At 59.6% G+C, this 15,828-nt stretch carries 14 protein-coding genes; 9 read left to right on the forward strand and 5 right to left on the reverse strand.

Annotated features, from left to right (window positions below):
• The first annotated feature begins 66 nt into the window (after positions 1 to 66).
• A complete protein-coding gene (locus DXT96_RS00595; RefSeq protein ID WP_153513187.1) occupies positions 67 to 966 on the forward strand; it encodes a bifunctional methylenetetrahydrofolate dehydrogenase/methenyltetrahydrofolate cyclohydrolase in 900 nt (299 codons plus the stop codon).
• Positions 967 to 988: 22 nt separating this feature from the next.
• Here the strand turns inward: DXT96_RS00595 and DXT96_RS00600 are convergent, their stop codons facing one another.
• The gene (locus tag DXT96_RS00600) at positions 989 to 2,014 is read right to left on the reverse strand and encodes a LacI family DNA-binding transcriptional regulator (RefSeq protein WP_153513188.1); all 1,026 of its coding nucleotides are present in this window, start codon (positions 2,012 to 2,014) and stop codon (positions 989 to 991) included.
• A gap of 276 nt (positions 2,015 to 2,290) precedes the next feature.
• Between DXT96_RS00600 and DXT96_RS00605 the strand changes: the two genes are divergently transcribed.
• From DXT96_RS00605 to DXT96_RS00640, 8 genes are all read left to right on the forward strand, one after another.
• On the forward strand, positions 2,291 to 3,652 hold the full coding sequence (locus DXT96_RS00605; RefSeq protein WP_153513189.1) for an ABC transporter substrate-binding protein: 1,362 nt from the start codon (positions 2,291 to 2,293) through the stop codon (positions 3,650 to 3,652).
• Positions 3,653 to 3,759: 107 nt separating this feature from the next.
• On the forward strand, positions 3,760 to 4,773 hold the full coding sequence (locus DXT96_RS00610; RefSeq protein WP_194287513.1) for a carbohydrate ABC transporter permease: 1,014 nt from the start codon (positions 3,760 to 3,762) through the stop codon (positions 4,771 to 4,773).
• Between the two features lies 1 nt (position 4,774).
• On the forward strand, positions 4,775 to 5,935 hold the full coding sequence (locus DXT96_RS00615; RefSeq protein WP_153513190.1) for a carbohydrate ABC transporter permease: 1,161 nt from the start codon (positions 4,775 to 4,777) through the stop codon (positions 5,933 to 5,935).
• 37 nt (positions 5,936 to 5,972) lie between these two features.
• Entirely contained in the window at positions 5,973 to 7,628 is a 1,656-nt protein-coding gene (locus DXT96_RS00620; protein ID WP_153514120.1) for an alpha-glucosidase family protein, read from the forward strand.
• Between the two features lie 20 nt (positions 7,629 to 7,648).
• Positions 7,649 to 8,737, forward strand: a complete 1,089-nt coding sequence (locus DXT96_RS00625; RefSeq protein ID WP_149898590.1) for an ABC transporter ATP-binding protein — start codon at positions 7,649 to 7,651, stop codon at positions 8,735 to 8,737.
• 242 nt (positions 8,738 to 8,979) lie between these two features.
• Entirely contained in the window at positions 8,980 to 9,336 is a 357-nt protein-coding gene (locus tag DXT96_RS00630; protein ID WP_174373143.1) for a hypothetical protein, read from the forward strand.
• Positions 9,337 to 9,456: 120 nt separating this feature from the next.
• A complete protein-coding gene (locus DXT96_RS00635; protein WP_153513191.1) occupies positions 9,457 to 9,720 on the forward strand; it encodes a type II toxin-antitoxin system ParD family antitoxin in 264 nt (87 codons plus the stop codon).
• Entirely contained in the window at positions 9,717 to 10,016 is a 300-nt protein-coding gene (locus DXT96_RS00640; RefSeq protein WP_371418756.1) for a type II toxin-antitoxin system RelE/ParE family toxin, read from the forward strand. Before DXT96_RS00635 ends, DXT96_RS00640 begins: the two co-directional genes overlap by 4 nt.
• 56 nt (positions 10,017 to 10,072) lie before the next feature.
• Here the strand turns inward: DXT96_RS00640 and DXT96_RS00645 are convergent, their stop codons facing one another.
• The 4 genes from DXT96_RS00645 to zwf form a co-directional block, all read right to left on the reverse strand.
• Positions 10,073 to 11,437, reverse strand: coding sequence for a metallophosphoesterase (locus tag DXT96_RS00645; RefSeq protein WP_153513192.1), 1,365 nt, complete (start codon positions 11,435 to 11,437; stop codon positions 10,073 to 10,075).
• A gap of 219 nt (positions 11,438 to 11,656) precedes the next feature.
• Complete coding sequence (edd, locus tag DXT96_RS00650) at positions 11,657 to 13,477, reverse strand: phosphogluconate dehydratase (RefSeq protein ID WP_153513193.1); 1,821 nt, start codon at positions 13,475 to 13,477, stop codon at positions 11,657 to 11,659.
• Between the two features lie 123 nt (positions 13,478 to 13,600).
• On the reverse strand, positions 13,601 to 14,299 hold the full coding sequence (gene pgl / locus DXT96_RS00655) for a 6-phosphogluconolactonase (protein WP_153513194.1): 699 nt from the start codon (positions 14,297 to 14,299) through the stop codon (positions 13,601 to 13,603).
• Positions 14,300 to 14,310: 11 nt separating this feature from the next.
• The gene (zwf, locus tag DXT96_RS00660) at positions 14,311 to 15,786 is read right to left on the reverse strand and encodes a glucose-6-phosphate dehydrogenase (RefSeq protein ID WP_149898597.1); all 1,476 of its coding nucleotides are present in this window, start codon (positions 15,784 to 15,786) and stop codon (positions 14,311 to 14,313) included.
• Between the last annotated feature and the right edge of the window lie 42 nt (positions 15,787 to 15,828).

Below are 15,828 nucleotides of genomic sequence, written 5' to 3' on the forward strand. Positions count from 1 at the left end.
TTTTGCTTGCATTCCTGCAAAGGGGGCACCATACGGGGCCAACGTAATCCAGCAGGAGCAAGACGCATGGCAGTTGTGATTGACGGGAAGGCGAAGGCGGCTTCGGTAACGGAGGCGGTCCGCATATCGGCAGAAGCGCTTGAGACGGAAAAGGGCGTGAAGCCCGGTCTCGCGGTTGTCATCGTCGGTAATGATCCGGCCAGCCATGCTTACGTGAACTCCAAGAGCAAGATGGCCAAGCAATGTGGTTTCAACTCCGTCCAGCACACGCTGCCGGAAGAGACGACGCAAAGTGAGCTTCTGAAGCTGGTTGGCGAACTGAACGCCGATGCCTCCATTCACGGCATTCTGGTGCAACTTCCCCTGCCGAAACACTTCAATTCCGATGAGATCATCCAGTCGATCCTGCCCGAGAAGGACGTAGACGGCCTGAGCGTGTTGAACGCCGGCAAGCTGGCGACGGGCGATCTCGCCACCGGGCTTATTTCCTGCACGCCGGCCGGCGCCATGCTTCTGGTGCGCGGCATTCACGGCGACGATCTCTCCGGCCTGAATGCCGTCGTCATCGGCCGCTCGAACCTGTTCGGCAAGCCGATGGGCCAGCTTCTTCTCAATGCCAATGCCACGGTGACGATGGCGCATTCGCGCACCAGGGATCTCGCCACCGTCTGCAAGACGGCCGATATTCTCGTGGCGGCCGTTGGCCGCGCGGCGATGGTGAAGGGCGACTGGGTGAAGCCAGGCGCAACCGTCATCGATGTCGGCATCAACCGTATTCCTGCTCCCGAAAAGGGCGAAGGCAAGTCGAAGCTGGTGGGTGATGTCGCCTTTGACGAGGCAAGCGCCGTTGCCGCTGCCATTTCGCCCGTTCCGGGCGGTGTCGGCCCGATGACGATCGCCATGCTGATGGCCAACACCGTCATCGCCGCTTATCGTTCGCTGGGCAAGACAGCGCCGACGTTCTGAGTTTTTGCGATCAGGCCGGCTGCTACGCTTTTGGAGCCGGCCCCGTCGAAGAGCGCACCACAAGCTCCGCCTTCCAGAGTTCCTGATGCGGTTCCATTTGCCCGAACTTGATCCGATTGATCAGGCGTTGACCGACGCGCACGCCCGCGGCCCGGAGCGATGAGCGGGTGGTGGTGAGCGGCACGGAAAAATTATCCGGCTTCAGCAGCGGCAGCACGTCGTCATGGGCGATCAGCGAAATATCCCTGCCGGGTTTTAAGCCGCGCTGGTTGAGCGAGCGGATCGCGCCGAGCGCAAGCGCGGTACTGGCGCAGAGAATCCCGGTCGGCTTTTCCGGCCGGGACAGCAGCGCCTCCATACCGAGATAACCTTCCTCATCCGTCATGCTGCCATGTCTTTTATTGTTCGGGTGCAGGGTCAGGCCGTTCGCAGCCAAGGCCTTCTCCACCCCGAGACAGCGCCGATAGGTGAAATCATAACCCTCCGGGCCGTTCAGAAGCCCAATGCGCGTATGGCCAAGCTGGAGGAGAAGCTGGGTCGCATCGCGAAACGCACCCTCATTATCCACATCGAGATAGGGATAATTCTCCTCCACGCCGACGGACCTGCCATGCACGAGGAAGGGCAGGGAGAGCGACTGCATCATGGCGATGCGCGCATCGTTCTTTTTCATATAAGCGAGATAGATGCCATCGACACTGCCGCTTGCCGCCAGCCCGCGCAGCGCTTCGCGTTCCTTCTCCGGCTCCGTCGGCATGATGACGAGGTGAAATCCGCTGCGCGACGCTTCTTCGCCAAGGCCGCTCAGGAATTCGCCGAAATGCACGTCGGAGCGGTGGTGTTCGCCAATCGGCATGACAAGCCCGATGGAGCCGACCTTACCGGTCGCCAGCCGTTGTGCTGCGGCATTCGGGCGATATCCCGTCTTTTCGGCGGCCTCCATGACACGGCGGCGTGTCTCGGCGCTCACCTCGGGATAACCGTTGAGCGCCCTGCTGACGGTGGTCTGCGAAATGCCGAGCAGTTGCGACAACTGTTTCAGGTTCATGTCCGTATTTCCTCCATGCGCGCGCCTCGGGAAACGGCAAAAGCCTCTCCTCAGATTCCCAAAGCGCTTTAGATTTTTACCAGCCTCTGCCGCTTTTCTCAATCGAAAACGATAGCCGCCTTTCTAAATAAATATGACTATTCGCAAGGCATCGTAACCTTTCCGTAGAAACAGCCTCTTGACTCTTTCTCAATGACAATGAGATGAATAGGCAGCCAAAGCGCTTTGATTGGAAGAGGACGCTTTGAGGCTTTTATGTGATGGGAGGTAAATCACATGCGGAAGACTCTTTTGGCGACGGCGGCTTCGATGTTGCTGCTGTCGGGTGCGGCTTTTGCCGCCGACCTGAAATTCGCGCCCGGCGGGGACGCCAAGTTCAACTGGAAAAGCTACGAAGACTTCAAGGCGGCCCATGCCGACCTGAAGGGGCAGACGCTGACGATTTTCGGGCCATGGCGTGGTGAGGACGAGGCCCTGTTCCAGTCCGTGCTTGCCTATTTTTCCGATGCGACCGGCGTGAATGTCCGTTATTCCTCGTCGGAAAATTACGAACAGCAGATCGTCATCGACACGCAGGCGGGCTCGCCGCCCAATATCGCCATCCTGCCGCAGCCCGGCCTTCTGGCCGATCTCGCCGCCAAGGGCTTCCTGGTGCCGCTCGGCGACGACACGGCCAAATGGGTCGAGGAAAATTACGGCGCCGGCAAGTCCTGGGTCGATCTTGGCAGCTACAAGGGCAAGGACGGCAACAAGGCTTATTTCGCATTCCCGTTCAAGGCCGACGTGAAATCGCTCGTCTGGTACGTGCCTGAGAACTTCGAGGAAGCGGGCTATAAAGTTCCCGAAACCATGGAAGACCTGTTCAAGCTGACGGACCAGATCGTCGCCGATGGCGGTACGCCCTGGTGCATCGGTCTCGGTTCGGGCGGTGCGACCGGCTGGCCGGCAACCGACTGGGTGGAAGACTTGATGCTGCGCACGCAGCCGCTCGACGTCTACCAGAAGTGGACGACGAACGAGGTCAAGTTCACCGATCCGGCTGTAGTCGAAGCGATCAACGAATTCGGCAAATTCGCCAAGAACGAAAAATACGTGAGCGGTGGCGTGGCGGCGGTCGCCTCCACCGACTTCCGCGATAGCCCCAAGGGCCTCTTCGACATTCCGCCGAAGTGCTACCTGCATCATCAGGCGTCCTTCATTCCGTCCTTCTTCCCTGAGGGCACCAAGGTCGGAACGGATGCGGATTTCTTCTACATGCCGACTTACGCGTCCAAGCCTGAACTCGGCAAGCCGGTTCTCGGCGCTGGCACGCTCGTCACCGTCACCAAGGAAGCGCCTGCCGCCAAGGCATTCGTCGAATTCCTGAAAACCCCGATCGCCCATGAAGTGTGGATGGCGCAGTCCAGCTTCCTGACGCCGTATAAGGGTGTGAATGTCGACACCTATGCCAACGAGCAGATGAAGCGCCAGGGTGAAATCCTCACCACGGCGACGACCTTCGGTTTCGATGGTTCCGACCTGATGCCCGGCAAGATCGGTGCCGGCGCATTCTGGACCGGCATGATCGATTTCGTCGGCGGCAAGTCCGCCGATCAGGTCGCGGCCGATATCCAGAAGGCCTGGGACGGCCTGAAGTAAACATACCGGATCAGGCCCGGCGGCTTGCTGCTGCCGGGCCTTTACCAAAGGAACGGCCCGACGACCGCATAAATCAGCGCGGCGCGGAAAGGATCAAGGGAGGGACCATGGCTCAACAACTCGTTTCTGCCATCGGCGTCATGGTGGCAGGGGTTTTTGCCTGCGCCGCCTATTATTGGCTATCCGACAAATTGTTGCAGGTCATCTTTCCCGTCCGCTCGGGAGACGTGCTGCAGGCATCGCGCAATCTCAACCGCCGCGCGGCGGTTCGGCCATGGCTGTTTGTTGGCCCCGCCTTGATCCTGCTTCTCGTCTATCTGGTTTATCCCGTTGTCGCGACGCTGATCCTGTCGTTTTACGACCGGACAGGCAGCGAGTTCGTCGGCCTTGCCAATTACCGCTGGGCGTTCTTCGATGCCGGTTTCCGCCAGTCGATCTTCAACAACATCCTCTGGCTCGCCGTCGTGCCGGCCGCCTGTACCTTCTTCGGCCTCGTCATCGCCGTCATGACCGACCGCATCTGGTGGGGCAATATCGCCAAATCCATCGTCTTCATGCCGATGGCGATCTCCTTCGTCGGCGCGTCCGTCATCTGGAAGTTCATCTACGAATACCGTGCCGAAGGTCAGGTGCAGATCGGCCTTCTGAACGCCGTCGTCGAGTTTTTCGGCGGCAGTCCCGAGGTTTGGATTTCCATGCCCTTCTGGAACAATTTCTTCCTGATGGTCATCCTGATCTGGATTCAGACCGGTTTCGCCATGGTCATCCTTTCGGCAGCGCTACGCGGTATTCCGGAAGAGACCATCGAGGCTGCGGTCATCGACGGTGCCAATGGCTGGCAGATTTTCTGGAAAATCATGGTTCCGCAAATCTGGGGCACCATCGCCGTCGTCTGGACGACGATCACCATTCTCGTTCTCAAGGTCTTCGACATCGTGCTGACCATGACCAACGGCCAGTGGAACACCATGGTCCTCGCCAACCTCATGTTCGATTGGATGTTCCGCGGCGGCGGCGATAGCGGCCGAAGTGCCGTCATCGCGCTCATCATCATGGCGGCCGTCACCCCGATCATGGTCTGGAACATCCGCCAGGCCAACCGCGAGATGGAGGGTCGCTGAGATGAATATCGTCAAACGCCTGCGCCGCGTCGGCCTGCCGCGCCTCATCGTCCATGCCAGCGTGCTGGTCGTAGTGCTTCTCTGGCTGTTGCCGACACTCGGCATTCTCGTCAGCTCGCTGCGCGACAAGGACCAGATCACCGTCTCCGGCTGGTGGACGGCCTTCTCAAGCTCTGAACAGACGGCGGCCGTTCGCCTTGCCGATGCCACCGTCCAGAAGCAGGATGGCAGCCGTTACGTCATATCAGGCAATGTCTTCGAAAACGGGAAGGGCGGCAAGGTCGCAGCCTTTGGCGTTCGCGTGCAGGAACCGACGGCTTTCAAGGCCGGCGAAGCCGCGGACATTGGCGATGGCGAGACGCTGCTCGTCAACGAAGACGGCACTTACGAATATAGCAAAGCCTCAAGCTTCGAAGGCTCTCGCGGCAAGCGCGTCTATATTTCCGTCGCCACGCCGCCTGTCTTCACGCTCGACAATTATCGCACGGTCCTGACCTCGGAAGGCATCGGCCAGTCCTTCGTCAACTCGCTGACGGTGGCCGTTCCCGCAACCGTCATCCCGATCCTCATCGCCGCCTTTGCCGCCTATGCTTTGTCATGGATGAACTTTTCCGGCCGTAATCTCCTGATTGCCATGGTGGTGGGCCTGATCGTCGTGCCGTTGCAGATGTCGCTGATTCCGCTGCTGCGGCTCTATAATGAAATCGGCACTATCTTCGGCGTGCCGTCCAAGACCTATGCCGGCATCTGGCTGGCGCACACCGCCTTTGGCCTGCCGCTCGCCATCTATCTGCTGCGCAACTATATTTCCGGCCTGCCGAAAGAGATCATCGAAAGCGCCCGGGTGGATGGCGCGAGCGATTTCGAAATCTTCGTCAAGATCATCCTGCCGCTGTCCTTCCCCGCACTTGCCTCCTTCGCCATCTTCCAGTTCCTGTGGACCTGGAACGACCTGCTCGTTGCCATGGTTTTCCTCGGTACGCAGAAAGACGAGCTGGTGCTGACCGGTGCGCTCAACGCGTTGCTCGGTTCACGCGGCGGCAATTGGGAAATCCTTACCGCCTCGGCTTTCGTCACCATCATCGTGCCGCTCGGCGTCTTCTTCGCCCTTCAACGTTATCTCGTGCGTGGCCTGCTGGCAGGCTCCGTCAAGGGAGGCTGATAATTCCATGAACGCCCATACCAAACAGGACACTTCCATGATCGCTCCGGTGACTTCCGCTTTGACGCCCAACAAGGACTGGTGGCGTGGTGCGGTTATCTATCAAATCTACCCGCGTTCCTATCAGGACTCCAATGGCGACGGCATCGGCGACCTCAAGGGCATCACCGACCGGCTGGCGCATATTGCCGGCCTCGGTGCGGACGCCATCTGGATTTCCCCCTTCTTCACTTCGCCAATGAAGGACTTCGGTTACGACGTCTCGAACTATGTCGATGTCGACCCGATGTTCGGCACGCTCGCCGATTTTGACGGCCTGATTGCCGAAGCCCACCGCCTCGGCATCCGCGTCATGATCGACCTCGTTTTGTCGCACACCTCCGACCAGCACCCATGGTTCGTGGAAAGCCGCGCCAGCCGCAACAATGCGAAATCGGACTGGTATGTCTGGTCTGACGCCAAACCGGATGGCACGCCGCCCAACAACTGGCTGTCGATCTTCGGCGGTTCGGGCTGGCAGTGGGATCCGACCCGCATGCAATATTACATGCACAACTTCCTGACCTCACAGCCGGACCTCAACCTGCATAACGCAGAAGTCCAGGAAGAACTGCTGAACGCCACCCGCTTCTGGCTGAAGCGCGGCGTCGATGGTTTCCGCCTCGACACCATCAACTTCTATTTCCATGATCTGGAATTGCGCGACAACCCGGCGCTGGCACCCGAGCGCCGCAATGCCTCCACCGCGCCTGCGGTCAACCCCTATAACTTCCAGGAACATCTCTACGACAAGAACCGCCCTGAGAATATCGCCTTCCTGAAGCGCTTCCGTGCGGTGCTGGACGAATTCCCTGACATTGCCGCCGTCGGCGAAGTGGGCGACAGCCAGCGCGGCCTCGAAATCGTCGGCGAATATACCTCCGGCGACGACAAGATGCAGATGTGTTACGCCTTCGAATTCCTCGCACCCGATGCGCTCACCCCGCAGCGCGTTGCCGATGTGCAGGCGGATTTTGCCAGAGCAGCACCGGAAGGCTGGGCCTGCTGGGCTTTCTCCAACCACGATGTCGTGCGCCACGTCAGCCGCTGGGGCGAGCATGTCGAGGACAAGCACGCCTTCGCAAAGGTTCTCTCAGCACTTTTGATGACGCAGCGCGGCTCCGTCTGCATCTATGAGGGTGAGGAACTCGGCCTTACCGAAGCCGATATCGCGTTTGAGGATTTGCAGGACCCCTACGGCATCCAGTTTTGGCCGGAATTCAAGGGCCGCGATGGTTGCCGCACGCCGATGGTGTGGGATGCGGGCCATGCACAGGCCGGCTTCTCGACGTCGGACAAGACCTGGCTGCCCATTCCGGCCGAGCACAGGCAGAATGCCGTCAGCGCCCAGCAGGGCAACGAGGCCTCGGTGCTGGAGCACTATCGCCGCTTCCTCTCCTTCCGCAAAAAGCATCCGGCATTCGCCAAGGGCGGCATCGAATTCCAGCCGGTTGAGGGCGAGATTTCGAGCTACACCCGCACGCTCGGCAATGAAACCGTTCTGTGCCTCTTCAATCTGTCTGCAACGCCGGCAAAAGCCACGCTGCCGGAAGGGAACTGGGAGGTTCTCGAAGGCCACGGCTTTGCAAGCGGCCTTGAGGGCAGAAGCGTCGAACTTCCAGCATGGGGCGCTTTCTTCGCCCGTTACGCCTGACAGATGAGGGAGGAACACCCATGACAAGTCTCGTTCTCAAGGACATCCGCAAATCATACGGGCAGGTAAAAGTCCTGCACGGCATCGATCTGGAGATCGAACAGGGCGAATTCATCGTCTTCGTCGGGCCATCCGGCTGCGGAAAATCGACACTGCTGCGCATGATCGCCGGTCTGGAGGAAATCACCGGCGGCGAGATGTTCATTGATGGCCAGCTGGTCAATGAAATCCCGCCGTCGCGCCGGGGCATTGCCATGGTGTTCCAGTCCTATGCGCTTTATCCGCATATGACGGTTTACGACAACATGGCCTTCGGCATGAAGATCGCCAAGGAGAGCAGGCAGGAGATTGATCGCCGCGTCCGTGCCGCTGCCGAAATCCTGCAACTGACGCAATATCTGGAGCGTCTGCCCAAGGCTCTGTCCGGTGGCCAGCGCCAGCGTGTCGCCATCGGCCGCGCCATCTGCCGCAATCCCAAGGTCTTCCTGTTCGATGAACCGTTGTCGAACCTCGATGCGGCGCTGCGTGTCGCCACACGCATCGAAATCGCCAAGCTCAACGAGCAGATGGCCGAAACGACGATGATCTACGTCACCCACGATCAGGTGGAGGCGATGACGCTGGCGGACCGCATCGTCGTGTTGAATGCCGGCCGGGTGGAACAGGTCGGCCCGCCGCTGGAGCTTTACGAAAGGCCGGCCAATCTCTTCGTGGCCCGCTTCATTGGCTCGCCCGCCATGAACATCATTGCGGCAAAGATTGCCGGAACCGGTGAACGCACCTCGATCGAACTGGCTGGAGGCAAGACACTCGCCGTCACTGTTCCGACGCCCGCAACCGAGCAAGGCAAGGCCGCGAGCTTCGGTGTCCGGCCGGAAGATCTGAGCATCGTCACCGGCGATGACTATCTTTTCGAAGGCAAGGTCTCGATCGTCGAGGCTCTGGGCGAAGTGACGCTGCTCTATCTTGAGGCTCCGAAGGGGCAGGAGCCGATCATCGTCAAGATACCGGGCATCCTTTCCGTCGCAAAGGGTGAAACCCTGCGGTTTGCAGCACCGCAGGAAAAGCTCCATCTCTTCGACGCCGAGGGCAAGACCTACCGTCCGTAATCGCTGGCGATATCTACAGACATGCCCCGGAACCTCGCCGTTCCGGGGCTTTTTTGTGAGTTTTTGCCACTGTGGAAAAACATAGGGAATGTCCCGCTTCCGGTCTGTTTGAGACAAGTCTGATATGAATTGTTAAAGACTATGGCCTAGTCTTGATCTCTCAAGAGAGCATGGGAGTCCGGGACGTGCAGAGCAGTGCGGGTGTCATCAGGAACAATTACCTGAGCAAGGAAGAATCCTTCATGTACGACCGCGAAGGCCGGTTTCGTATGGAAGACACCATGAATGCGGCGCGCATCGAATATACCGAAAAAGCCGTCATGCACATGGCGGCGCGGCGCTGCGATGTCATCCGCATCTCCCAGACCGAAGCGGTGCTGGCGCTGCTGACCAAATACAGCCTGCCGAACCAGTTCTATCTCGATATTCCCGACGCCCGCATCACCAAGATCGGCTGCGTGATGTTGCGCGTCAACGCCAACAACACCATCCACGTCCGCTTCCTGCGCATGTTGACGCAGAAGGAACTGGACCGCGTTTTCGTGTTCAGCACGCACCCAGGGCACAAAGACCGGAAGCTCGATATCCGGTCTTTCTGAGCAATCTTCCAGCTATCGGTAGAACGGCCGGATCGGCCAATCTGTTGCTCACCGACATCTCCCGTCATTGCTAACTATTATCACTGGATGGTATAAGCAAAGGATAGAGAGGATATCGGCATGTCGAGCAGTGCGAATCTCGGTGATCACCTTGAAAACTATGTTTCCGATCTCGTGAAGTCGGGGCGATATAATTCCCGCAGTGAAGTACTGCGCGAAGGCGTTCGGCTGGTGGAAGAGCGTGAAAAGAAACTGGCCGCTCTGGATGCCGCCATTGCGCGTGGCGTCGCTGATGCCGATGCGGGCCGCGTCACGCCGATCGGGGACGTCGTATCGGAGCTGAACGCCAAGTATCGGAAAATGGCAAGAGAACGCGGCTTGTGATCGTCGTTCTGACCGACGAGGCCAAAACTGACCTTGAACGTATCGGTGACTTTATCGCATCCGACAATCCGCGGCGGGCTGAAACATTCGTCGGCGAATTGCTTGACCGGTGTTTAAGGCTGGCGGAAATGCCGCGCGCATTCCCGCTTGTACCCCGCTACGAGCAAACTGGCATCCGCCGTCGTCCTTATGAAAACTATCTCGTTTTTTATCGCATCGCTGAGGCACGTGTGGAAATTCTGCATATTCTGAATGGTGCGCAAGACTACGAATCTATTCTTTTTCCGCAAGATTAGGGTCACGCAAACCCGCAATGATTGCCTCGGCGTTTTGCCGAAGCGAAGAAGCTGGCTTAAGAAAGCCCGCCCAGAACCGTCTGCTTCAGTTTCACATCCGGCACCTCAGCGAAGGTCAGATCGCTGCGCCCGAAATAGGATTTCTGGTTGGTTGCCGACCAGTCGTTGCAGACCAGCTTGTAGCGTTGTTTCGTTTCCGGCTTTTCCGGCATGGCGTAGAGATAGTCGCCGGTGCGCGCAGCGAGCGGAATGTCGCCATCCTGGTTGCAACGCTCAAGGATTTGCGTCAGCGCTTCGCCATCCACTTCCGTCACCATCAGCTTGCCGTCGAAACGCAGCGAGGCGTTGAAATCGTAGCGGCGAATATCGCCCTGCGGCAGACCGGCGCCGAGCGACGTATGGCCGATGAAACCGACATCCGCGCCAGTTTTCGCAGCGATAAGCTGCGCCACATGGCGGCCGGCCTCATCGACAGTCATTGCCTTGGCGGATTTACCGACAACCGCCTGTTCTTCTGCCGTCAGGTGCTTTTCGAGCGTCTGTTCGATCAGGCTTTTGAGGGCCGGGGAGGCGGGAGTGTCGCTATCGATCGCGATCGTTTCAATGGCTGGAGCCTTGCCGGGGGTGGTGATGGTCGCAACCGTCATCGAGGTGCACCATGAGCCGGTATGGACATAACGCGTGGCACCCTGTTCATGCACGAAGTTCAGGTGATCGTGACCGCCGACCAGCAGCGTGCCATCCGGCAGCAGCGGCAGAATATCGCGGTCGGCAACGACGCCGGCATGGCTGAGAACGATGTTAATCGCATCCGGTTTAACGATTTGCGGAAGATTGGCCTTCGCCCATTCGACCGGCTGCGGGATGTCGAGCAGCTCGCGCGTCGCCTTCGGATAGGTGTTGATCGCATTGGTGGCGAGACCCGTCACGATGATTTGCCGCCCGCCGACGCTCACCTCGGCACTATCAGGCGCATAGGGCTTTCCGTTGCGCTTATCGATGATGTTAGACAGAACGGTGATACCGAGTGCCTGGGCGCGGCTGACGAAATTGGCAAGATCATTATCGATATCGGGCTCATGATTGCCGATATTGATGACGGTGGGGGCGAGCTTGGCGAGTGCAGCGAGAAACGTCCATTCGATTTCGCCGGCCGAACGGGTGGCCACCGCATTGCCCAGTTCGAACAGGTCGCCATTTAGCAGAATGATGTGGGGCGCCTTGTCGGCAGCGATGCGCGTTTCGATGGCCGCAAGAAGCTGGCCGATGCGTTCATAGGCCGAATGCAGATCGGAGATGACGATGGTGCGCAGGGCCACGTCCTGCGTCATCGCTGGTGTTGCCAACGCAATCAGCGGCAGCACGGCGGTGCCGGCCATAAGCTTCAGCACATCGCGGCGTTTGCTTGAGAAAATTGTCATGTCCTGGCCCCATCATCCGAAACTGCACCGTCGTCCCACGGTTGCTCGAGAAGGCCCTATAGGGCGATCATCACAGCCGCATGACAAGTGTGACTTTTAAGAAATGGGAAATAAAGCTGTTTCTGCGCCGGATTATCAGGGGCGAGAAAGTGCGGTGAAATGATACCGCAAAGCAGGGTTGAGAGGCGAAAGCCGTATCGGCCTTCGCCTCTCAAAAAATCAATGGAAGAGCACGCTGGCGCCCTGATCGGCCGGGCCGGCATTGCGGCGGAAGGGGGCGAAAAGTTCGCGGCCCATGCCCCATTCATTGCCGGAAAGATCGGCGCGTGCCGGTTCGCGCTTTGCCAGTTCGGCAGCGGAAACGAGAACTTCCAGCGTTCCGGAAATAGCATCGAGACGGATGATGTCGCCATCGCGGATGAGCGAGATCGGCCCGCAATCGGAAGCTTCCGGCGTGACGTGGATGGCGGCCGGCACCTTGCCGGAAGCGCCGGACATGCGCCCGTCCGTCACCAGCGCCACCTTGAAACCACGATCCTGCAACACGCCGAGTGGCGGCGTCAGGCGATGCAGTTCAGGCATGCCGTTGGCCTTCGGCCCCTGGAAGCGGACGACGGCGATGAAGTCGCGGTTGAGCTTGCCGTCCTTGAAGGCATCCTGAAGTGCCTGCTGGTCGTCGAAGACGATCGCGGGTGCTTCGATAATGTGGCGTTCCGGTTTGACGGCGGAAATCTTGATGACCGATTTGCCGAGATTGCCCGTCAGCATCTTCAGGCCGCCGGTCGGCTGGAACGGCGTTTCGATGCTGGAAAGCACCTTCCGGTCGTGGCTCTGCTCGGGGGAGGGCTGACGCGCGACCGCGCCCTTTTCGTCCAGCATGGCATCCACGGTATAGGCTGCGAGACCCTGTCCGAAGACGGTGCGCACATCGTCATGCACAAAGCCCTGTTTCAGAAGCTGCTTGATGAGGAAGCCCATGCCGCCGGCGGCGTGGAAGTGGTTCACATCCGCAAGCCCGTTGGGGTAGACGCGGGCGAGCAACGGCACGATATCCGAGAGATCGGAAATATCCTGCCAGGTGAGAATGATGCCGGCGGCGCGCGCCATGGCGATCAGGTGCATGGTGTGGTTGGTGGAACCACCCGTCGCATGCAGGCCGACGACGCCGTTGACGACCGACCGTTCATCGATCATCTCGCCCGCCGGCGTAAATTCATTGCCCTGCGCGGTGATGGCGAGCGCCCGCTTGGTCGCTTCGCGCGTCAGCGCGTCACGCAGCGGTGTGCCGGGGTTGATGAAAGAGGAGCCGGGCATATGGAAGCCCATGATCTCCATCAGCATCTGGTTCGAATTGGCGGTGCCGTAGAAGGTGCAGGTGCCGGGGCCATGATAGGATTTCGATTCCGCTTCCAGAAGCTCCTCGCGCCCAACCTTGCCTTCGGCATAAAGCTGGCGGATGCGGGATTTCTCGTCATTCGGCAGGCCTGATGTCATCGGGCCGGCGGGAACGAAGACGGCGGGCAGGTGACCGAAGGCGAGTGCCGCGATCACGAGGCCGGGCACGATCTTGTCGCAGACACCGAGATAGACGGCGGCGTCGAACATGTTGTGCGACAGGCCGATGCCGGCAGCCATGGCGATGGCATCGCGGGAAAACAGCGACAGCTCCATGCCGGGCTGGCCTTGTGTCACGCCATCACACATGGCCGGAACGGCACCTGCCACCTGGGCGATGCCGCCAGCTTCTTTGGCCGCATCACGGATGATCGCGGGAAAGATCTCATAGGGCTGATGTGCGGAGAGCATATCGTTATAGGCGGTGATGATGCCGAGATTGGGAACCCGGTCGCCGGCAAGGATGTCCTTGTCGGCGGGGGAACAGACAGCAAACCCATGTGCGAGGTTGCCGCAAGACAGAACGGAACGGTGAACGCCTTTTGAGACCTGCAGCCGCAACCGCTCGAGATAGGTCTCGCGGTAGGGCTTGGAACGTTCGACGATGCGGGCGGTGATGGCCTGAATGCGGGAATCGGCGGACATGGGCGTTCATCCTGTTCGTTGGTCGGCAACCGGCGTTCCGGGAGGTGAACGGCCGGTTGTCGTGTTTCTGTCTTCATGTCTTCGGGCGTTTTCGCGGGCCGCGGTTACGGCAGCCGCGTTGGCTTATGGCGCCCAGTATATGTCGACGGGCGTTTCTGCCCGGTTCAGCAAGGCGCGGATCGGCATTTCGTCCTCATCCTCACCCGACTGCGCTTTTTCAAGCGTCGCTTTCTTGGCCGCACCTTCGATATGCAACACCAGAAAATCGGCGTCATGCAGGCTTGAGAAGTTGAACGTCAGCCGCTCCTCACCCGCATTTTCCGCCGCCATGGTCAGAACACCACGCGGTTCGTCGAGGTCGAGCGCCTCATAGAGATTGTCTCCGCCGGGGAAGAACGATGCCGTGTGGCCATCCGTTCCCATACCCAGAATGACAACGTCGAAAGGATCGCAGATCGCCTCGGTCTTGACGGTCGCGAGCGTTGCCGCATCCTCCGGCGAGGCCGCCGGCTGGAACAGCGGCACGAAATAGGCCGCCTTTGCCTTGTCCTGCAACAGGTTATCGGCAACGAGGCGATGGTTCGAACGGTCGCTTTCCGGCGGCACGAAACGTTCGTCCACCAGCGTCACGCTGATATTGGGCCAGTCGAGATCGTGTTTGGAAAGCGCCTGAAAGAACAGCTTGGGCGTCGAGCCGCCGGAAACGGCGATGCTCGCCGTGCCGCGCTCCTGCGTTGCGGCCGAAAGGCGGCTGGCAACTTCAGTTGCCAGCGCGGAGGCGAGCTCAGTGGCGCTGTCGAAGACATGCAATGTCTCACTCATCTCCGTCATCCTCAATCTCCATCGTGCCAGGTGCGGCCGTCACGCTCGATGAGCGCGATCGAGCCGCTCGGACCCCAGGTGCCGGCAGTATAACCCTGCACGCCCTGCGCCAGATCTTCCCAGCTCTTGAGAATGGGGTCGACCCAGTCCCATGCCGCTTCCACTTCGTCGCGGCGCATGAACAGCGTCTGGTTGGAGCGGATGGTGTCCATCAACAGCCGCTCATAGGCATCGGGGCTGCGCACGTTGAAGGCTTCGGCAAAGCTCATATCCAGCGACACCTGACGCAGGCGCATGCCGCCCGGGCCGGGGTCCTTGATGAGGAGCGACTGCTTGACGCCTTCATCCGGCTGCAGGCGAATGACCAGCTTGTTGGCCTCGATCTTGCCTGCCGCATCGTCGAAGATCGAATGCGGGATCTGCTTGAAGGTGACGACGATTTCCGAAACGCGGGTCGCAAGGCGTTTGCCGGTGCGGATGTAGAAGGGCACGCCGGCCCAGCGCCAGTTGGCGATTTCGGCCTTGATGGCGACAAAGGTTTCGGTGTTGGAAACGCCGCCTTCCAGCTCTTCCAGATAGCCCTTCACCGGACCACCGGCGGAAGCGCCGGCGCGGTACTGGCCACGAACGGTCAGCTTTTCGACATTGCTGGTGTCGATAGGCTTCAGCGAACGCAAAACCTTGAGCTTTTCGTCACGCACGGCTTCCGATTTCATCGAGGCGGGCGGTTCCATGGCCACGAGGCAAAGCAATTGCAGAATATGGTTCTGCACCATGTCACGCAGCGCGCCGGCCTTGTCGTAATAACCCGCACGGCCTTCAAGACCGACGGCTTCTGCAACCGTGATCTGCACATGGTCGATGTGGGCGGAATTCCACAGCGGCTCGTAAAGCGCGTTGGCGAAGCGCAGCGCCATCAGGTTCTGCACTGTCTCCTTGCCGAGATAGTGGTCGATGCGGAAGATCTGCTCTTCCTTGAAGACGTGGCCGATGGTGTCGTTCAGTTCCTGCGCCGAAGCAAGGTCACGGCCGATCGGCTTTTCGACGACGATGCGGGTCGAGCGGGTGATCAGCTTGTGTTCGCGGATCCTGTCGGCAATGTCGCCGAAAATGCCCGGCGCGACGGCCAGATAGAATGCGCGTATGCGCTCTTTGCCCTCATCGAGCAGCTTCTTCAGCACGTCCCAGCCATTGCTGCCCTTGGCATCAACAGGCACATAGAAAAGCCGGTTGAGGAACAGCGTGACCTGCGCGTCGTCATATTCGCCGGCCTTCAGGTGCTCCTTCAGCGCGTCCTGCGCGAATTTGCGATATTCCTCATGGCTCATGACCGAACGCGACGCACCGATGATGCGGGTCGGCTCCGTGAACTGGCCTTCGACCTGCCGGTGATAAAGGGCCGGCAGAAGCTTGCGCTCGGCAAGATCGCCCGTGCCGCCGAAAACGACACAATCAAAAGGTTCAACAGGAATGATCTGACTGCTCATATCGATTCTCTCGATCTTCAAAGGTTGGGGCATCAATAATCT

Origin of the sequence: Agrobacterium sp. ICMP 6402 (assembly GCF_009498615.1) — a bacterium.
Taxonomy (GTDB): Bacteria; Pseudomonadota; Alphaproteobacteria; order Rhizobiales; family Rhizobiaceae; genus Agrobacterium; species Agrobacterium burrii.

What these genes read in the sequence shown, in the direction of transcription:
- DXT96_RS00645 (WP_153513192.1), bottom strand. Translation starts at nt 11,437, where the DNA reads ATGACAATTTTCTCAAGCAAACGCCGCGATGTGCTGAAGCTTATGGCC.
- DXT96_RS00635 (WP_153513191.1), top strand. Translation starts at nt 9,457, where the DNA reads ATGTCGAGCAGTGCGAATCTCGGTGATCACCTTGAAAACTATGTTTCC.
- DXT96_RS00630 (WP_174373143.1), top strand. Translation starts at nt 8,980, where the DNA reads ATGTACGACCGCGAAGGCCGGTTTCGTATGGAAGACACCATGAATGCG.
- DXT96_RS00615 (WP_153513190.1), top strand. Translation starts at nt 4,775, where the DNA reads ATGAATATCGTCAAACGCCTGCGCCGCGTCGGCCTGCCGCGCCTCATC.
- DXT96_RS00600 (WP_153513188.1), bottom strand. Translation starts at nt 2,014, where the DNA reads ATGAACCTGAAACAGTTGTCGCAACTGCTCGGCATTTCGCAGACCACC.
- DXT96_RS00605 (WP_153513189.1), top strand. Translation starts at nt 2,291, where the DNA reads ATGCGGAAGACTCTTTTGGCGACGGCGGCTTCGATGTTGCTGCTGTCG.
- DXT96_RS00595 (WP_153513187.1), top strand. Translation starts at nt 67, where the DNA reads ATGGCAGTTGTGATTGACGGGAAGGCGAAGGCGGCTTCGGTAACGGAG.
- edd (WP_153513193.1), bottom strand. Translation starts at nt 13,477, where the DNA reads ATGTCCGCCGATTCCCGCATTCAGGCCATCACCGCCCGCATCGTCGAA.
- zwf (WP_149898597.1), bottom strand. Translation starts at nt 15,786, where the DNA reads ATGAGCAGTCAGATCATTCCTGTTGAACCTTTTGATTGTGTCGTTTTC.
- DXT96_RS00620 (WP_153514120.1), top strand. Translation starts at nt 5,973, where the DNA reads ATGATCGCTCCGGTGACTTCCGCTTTGACGCCCAACAAGGACTGGTGG.
- DXT96_RS00625 (WP_149898590.1), top strand. Translation starts at nt 7,649, where the DNA reads ATGACAAGTCTCGTTCTCAAGGACATCCGCAAATCATACGGGCAGGTA.
- DXT96_RS00610 (WP_194287513.1), top strand. Translation starts at nt 3,760, where the DNA reads ATGGCTCAACAACTCGTTTCTGCCATCGGCGTCATGGTGGCAGGGGTT.
- pgl (WP_153513194.1), bottom strand. Translation starts at nt 14,299, where the DNA reads ATGAGTGAGACATTGCATGTCTTCGACAGCGCCACTGAGCTCGCCTCC.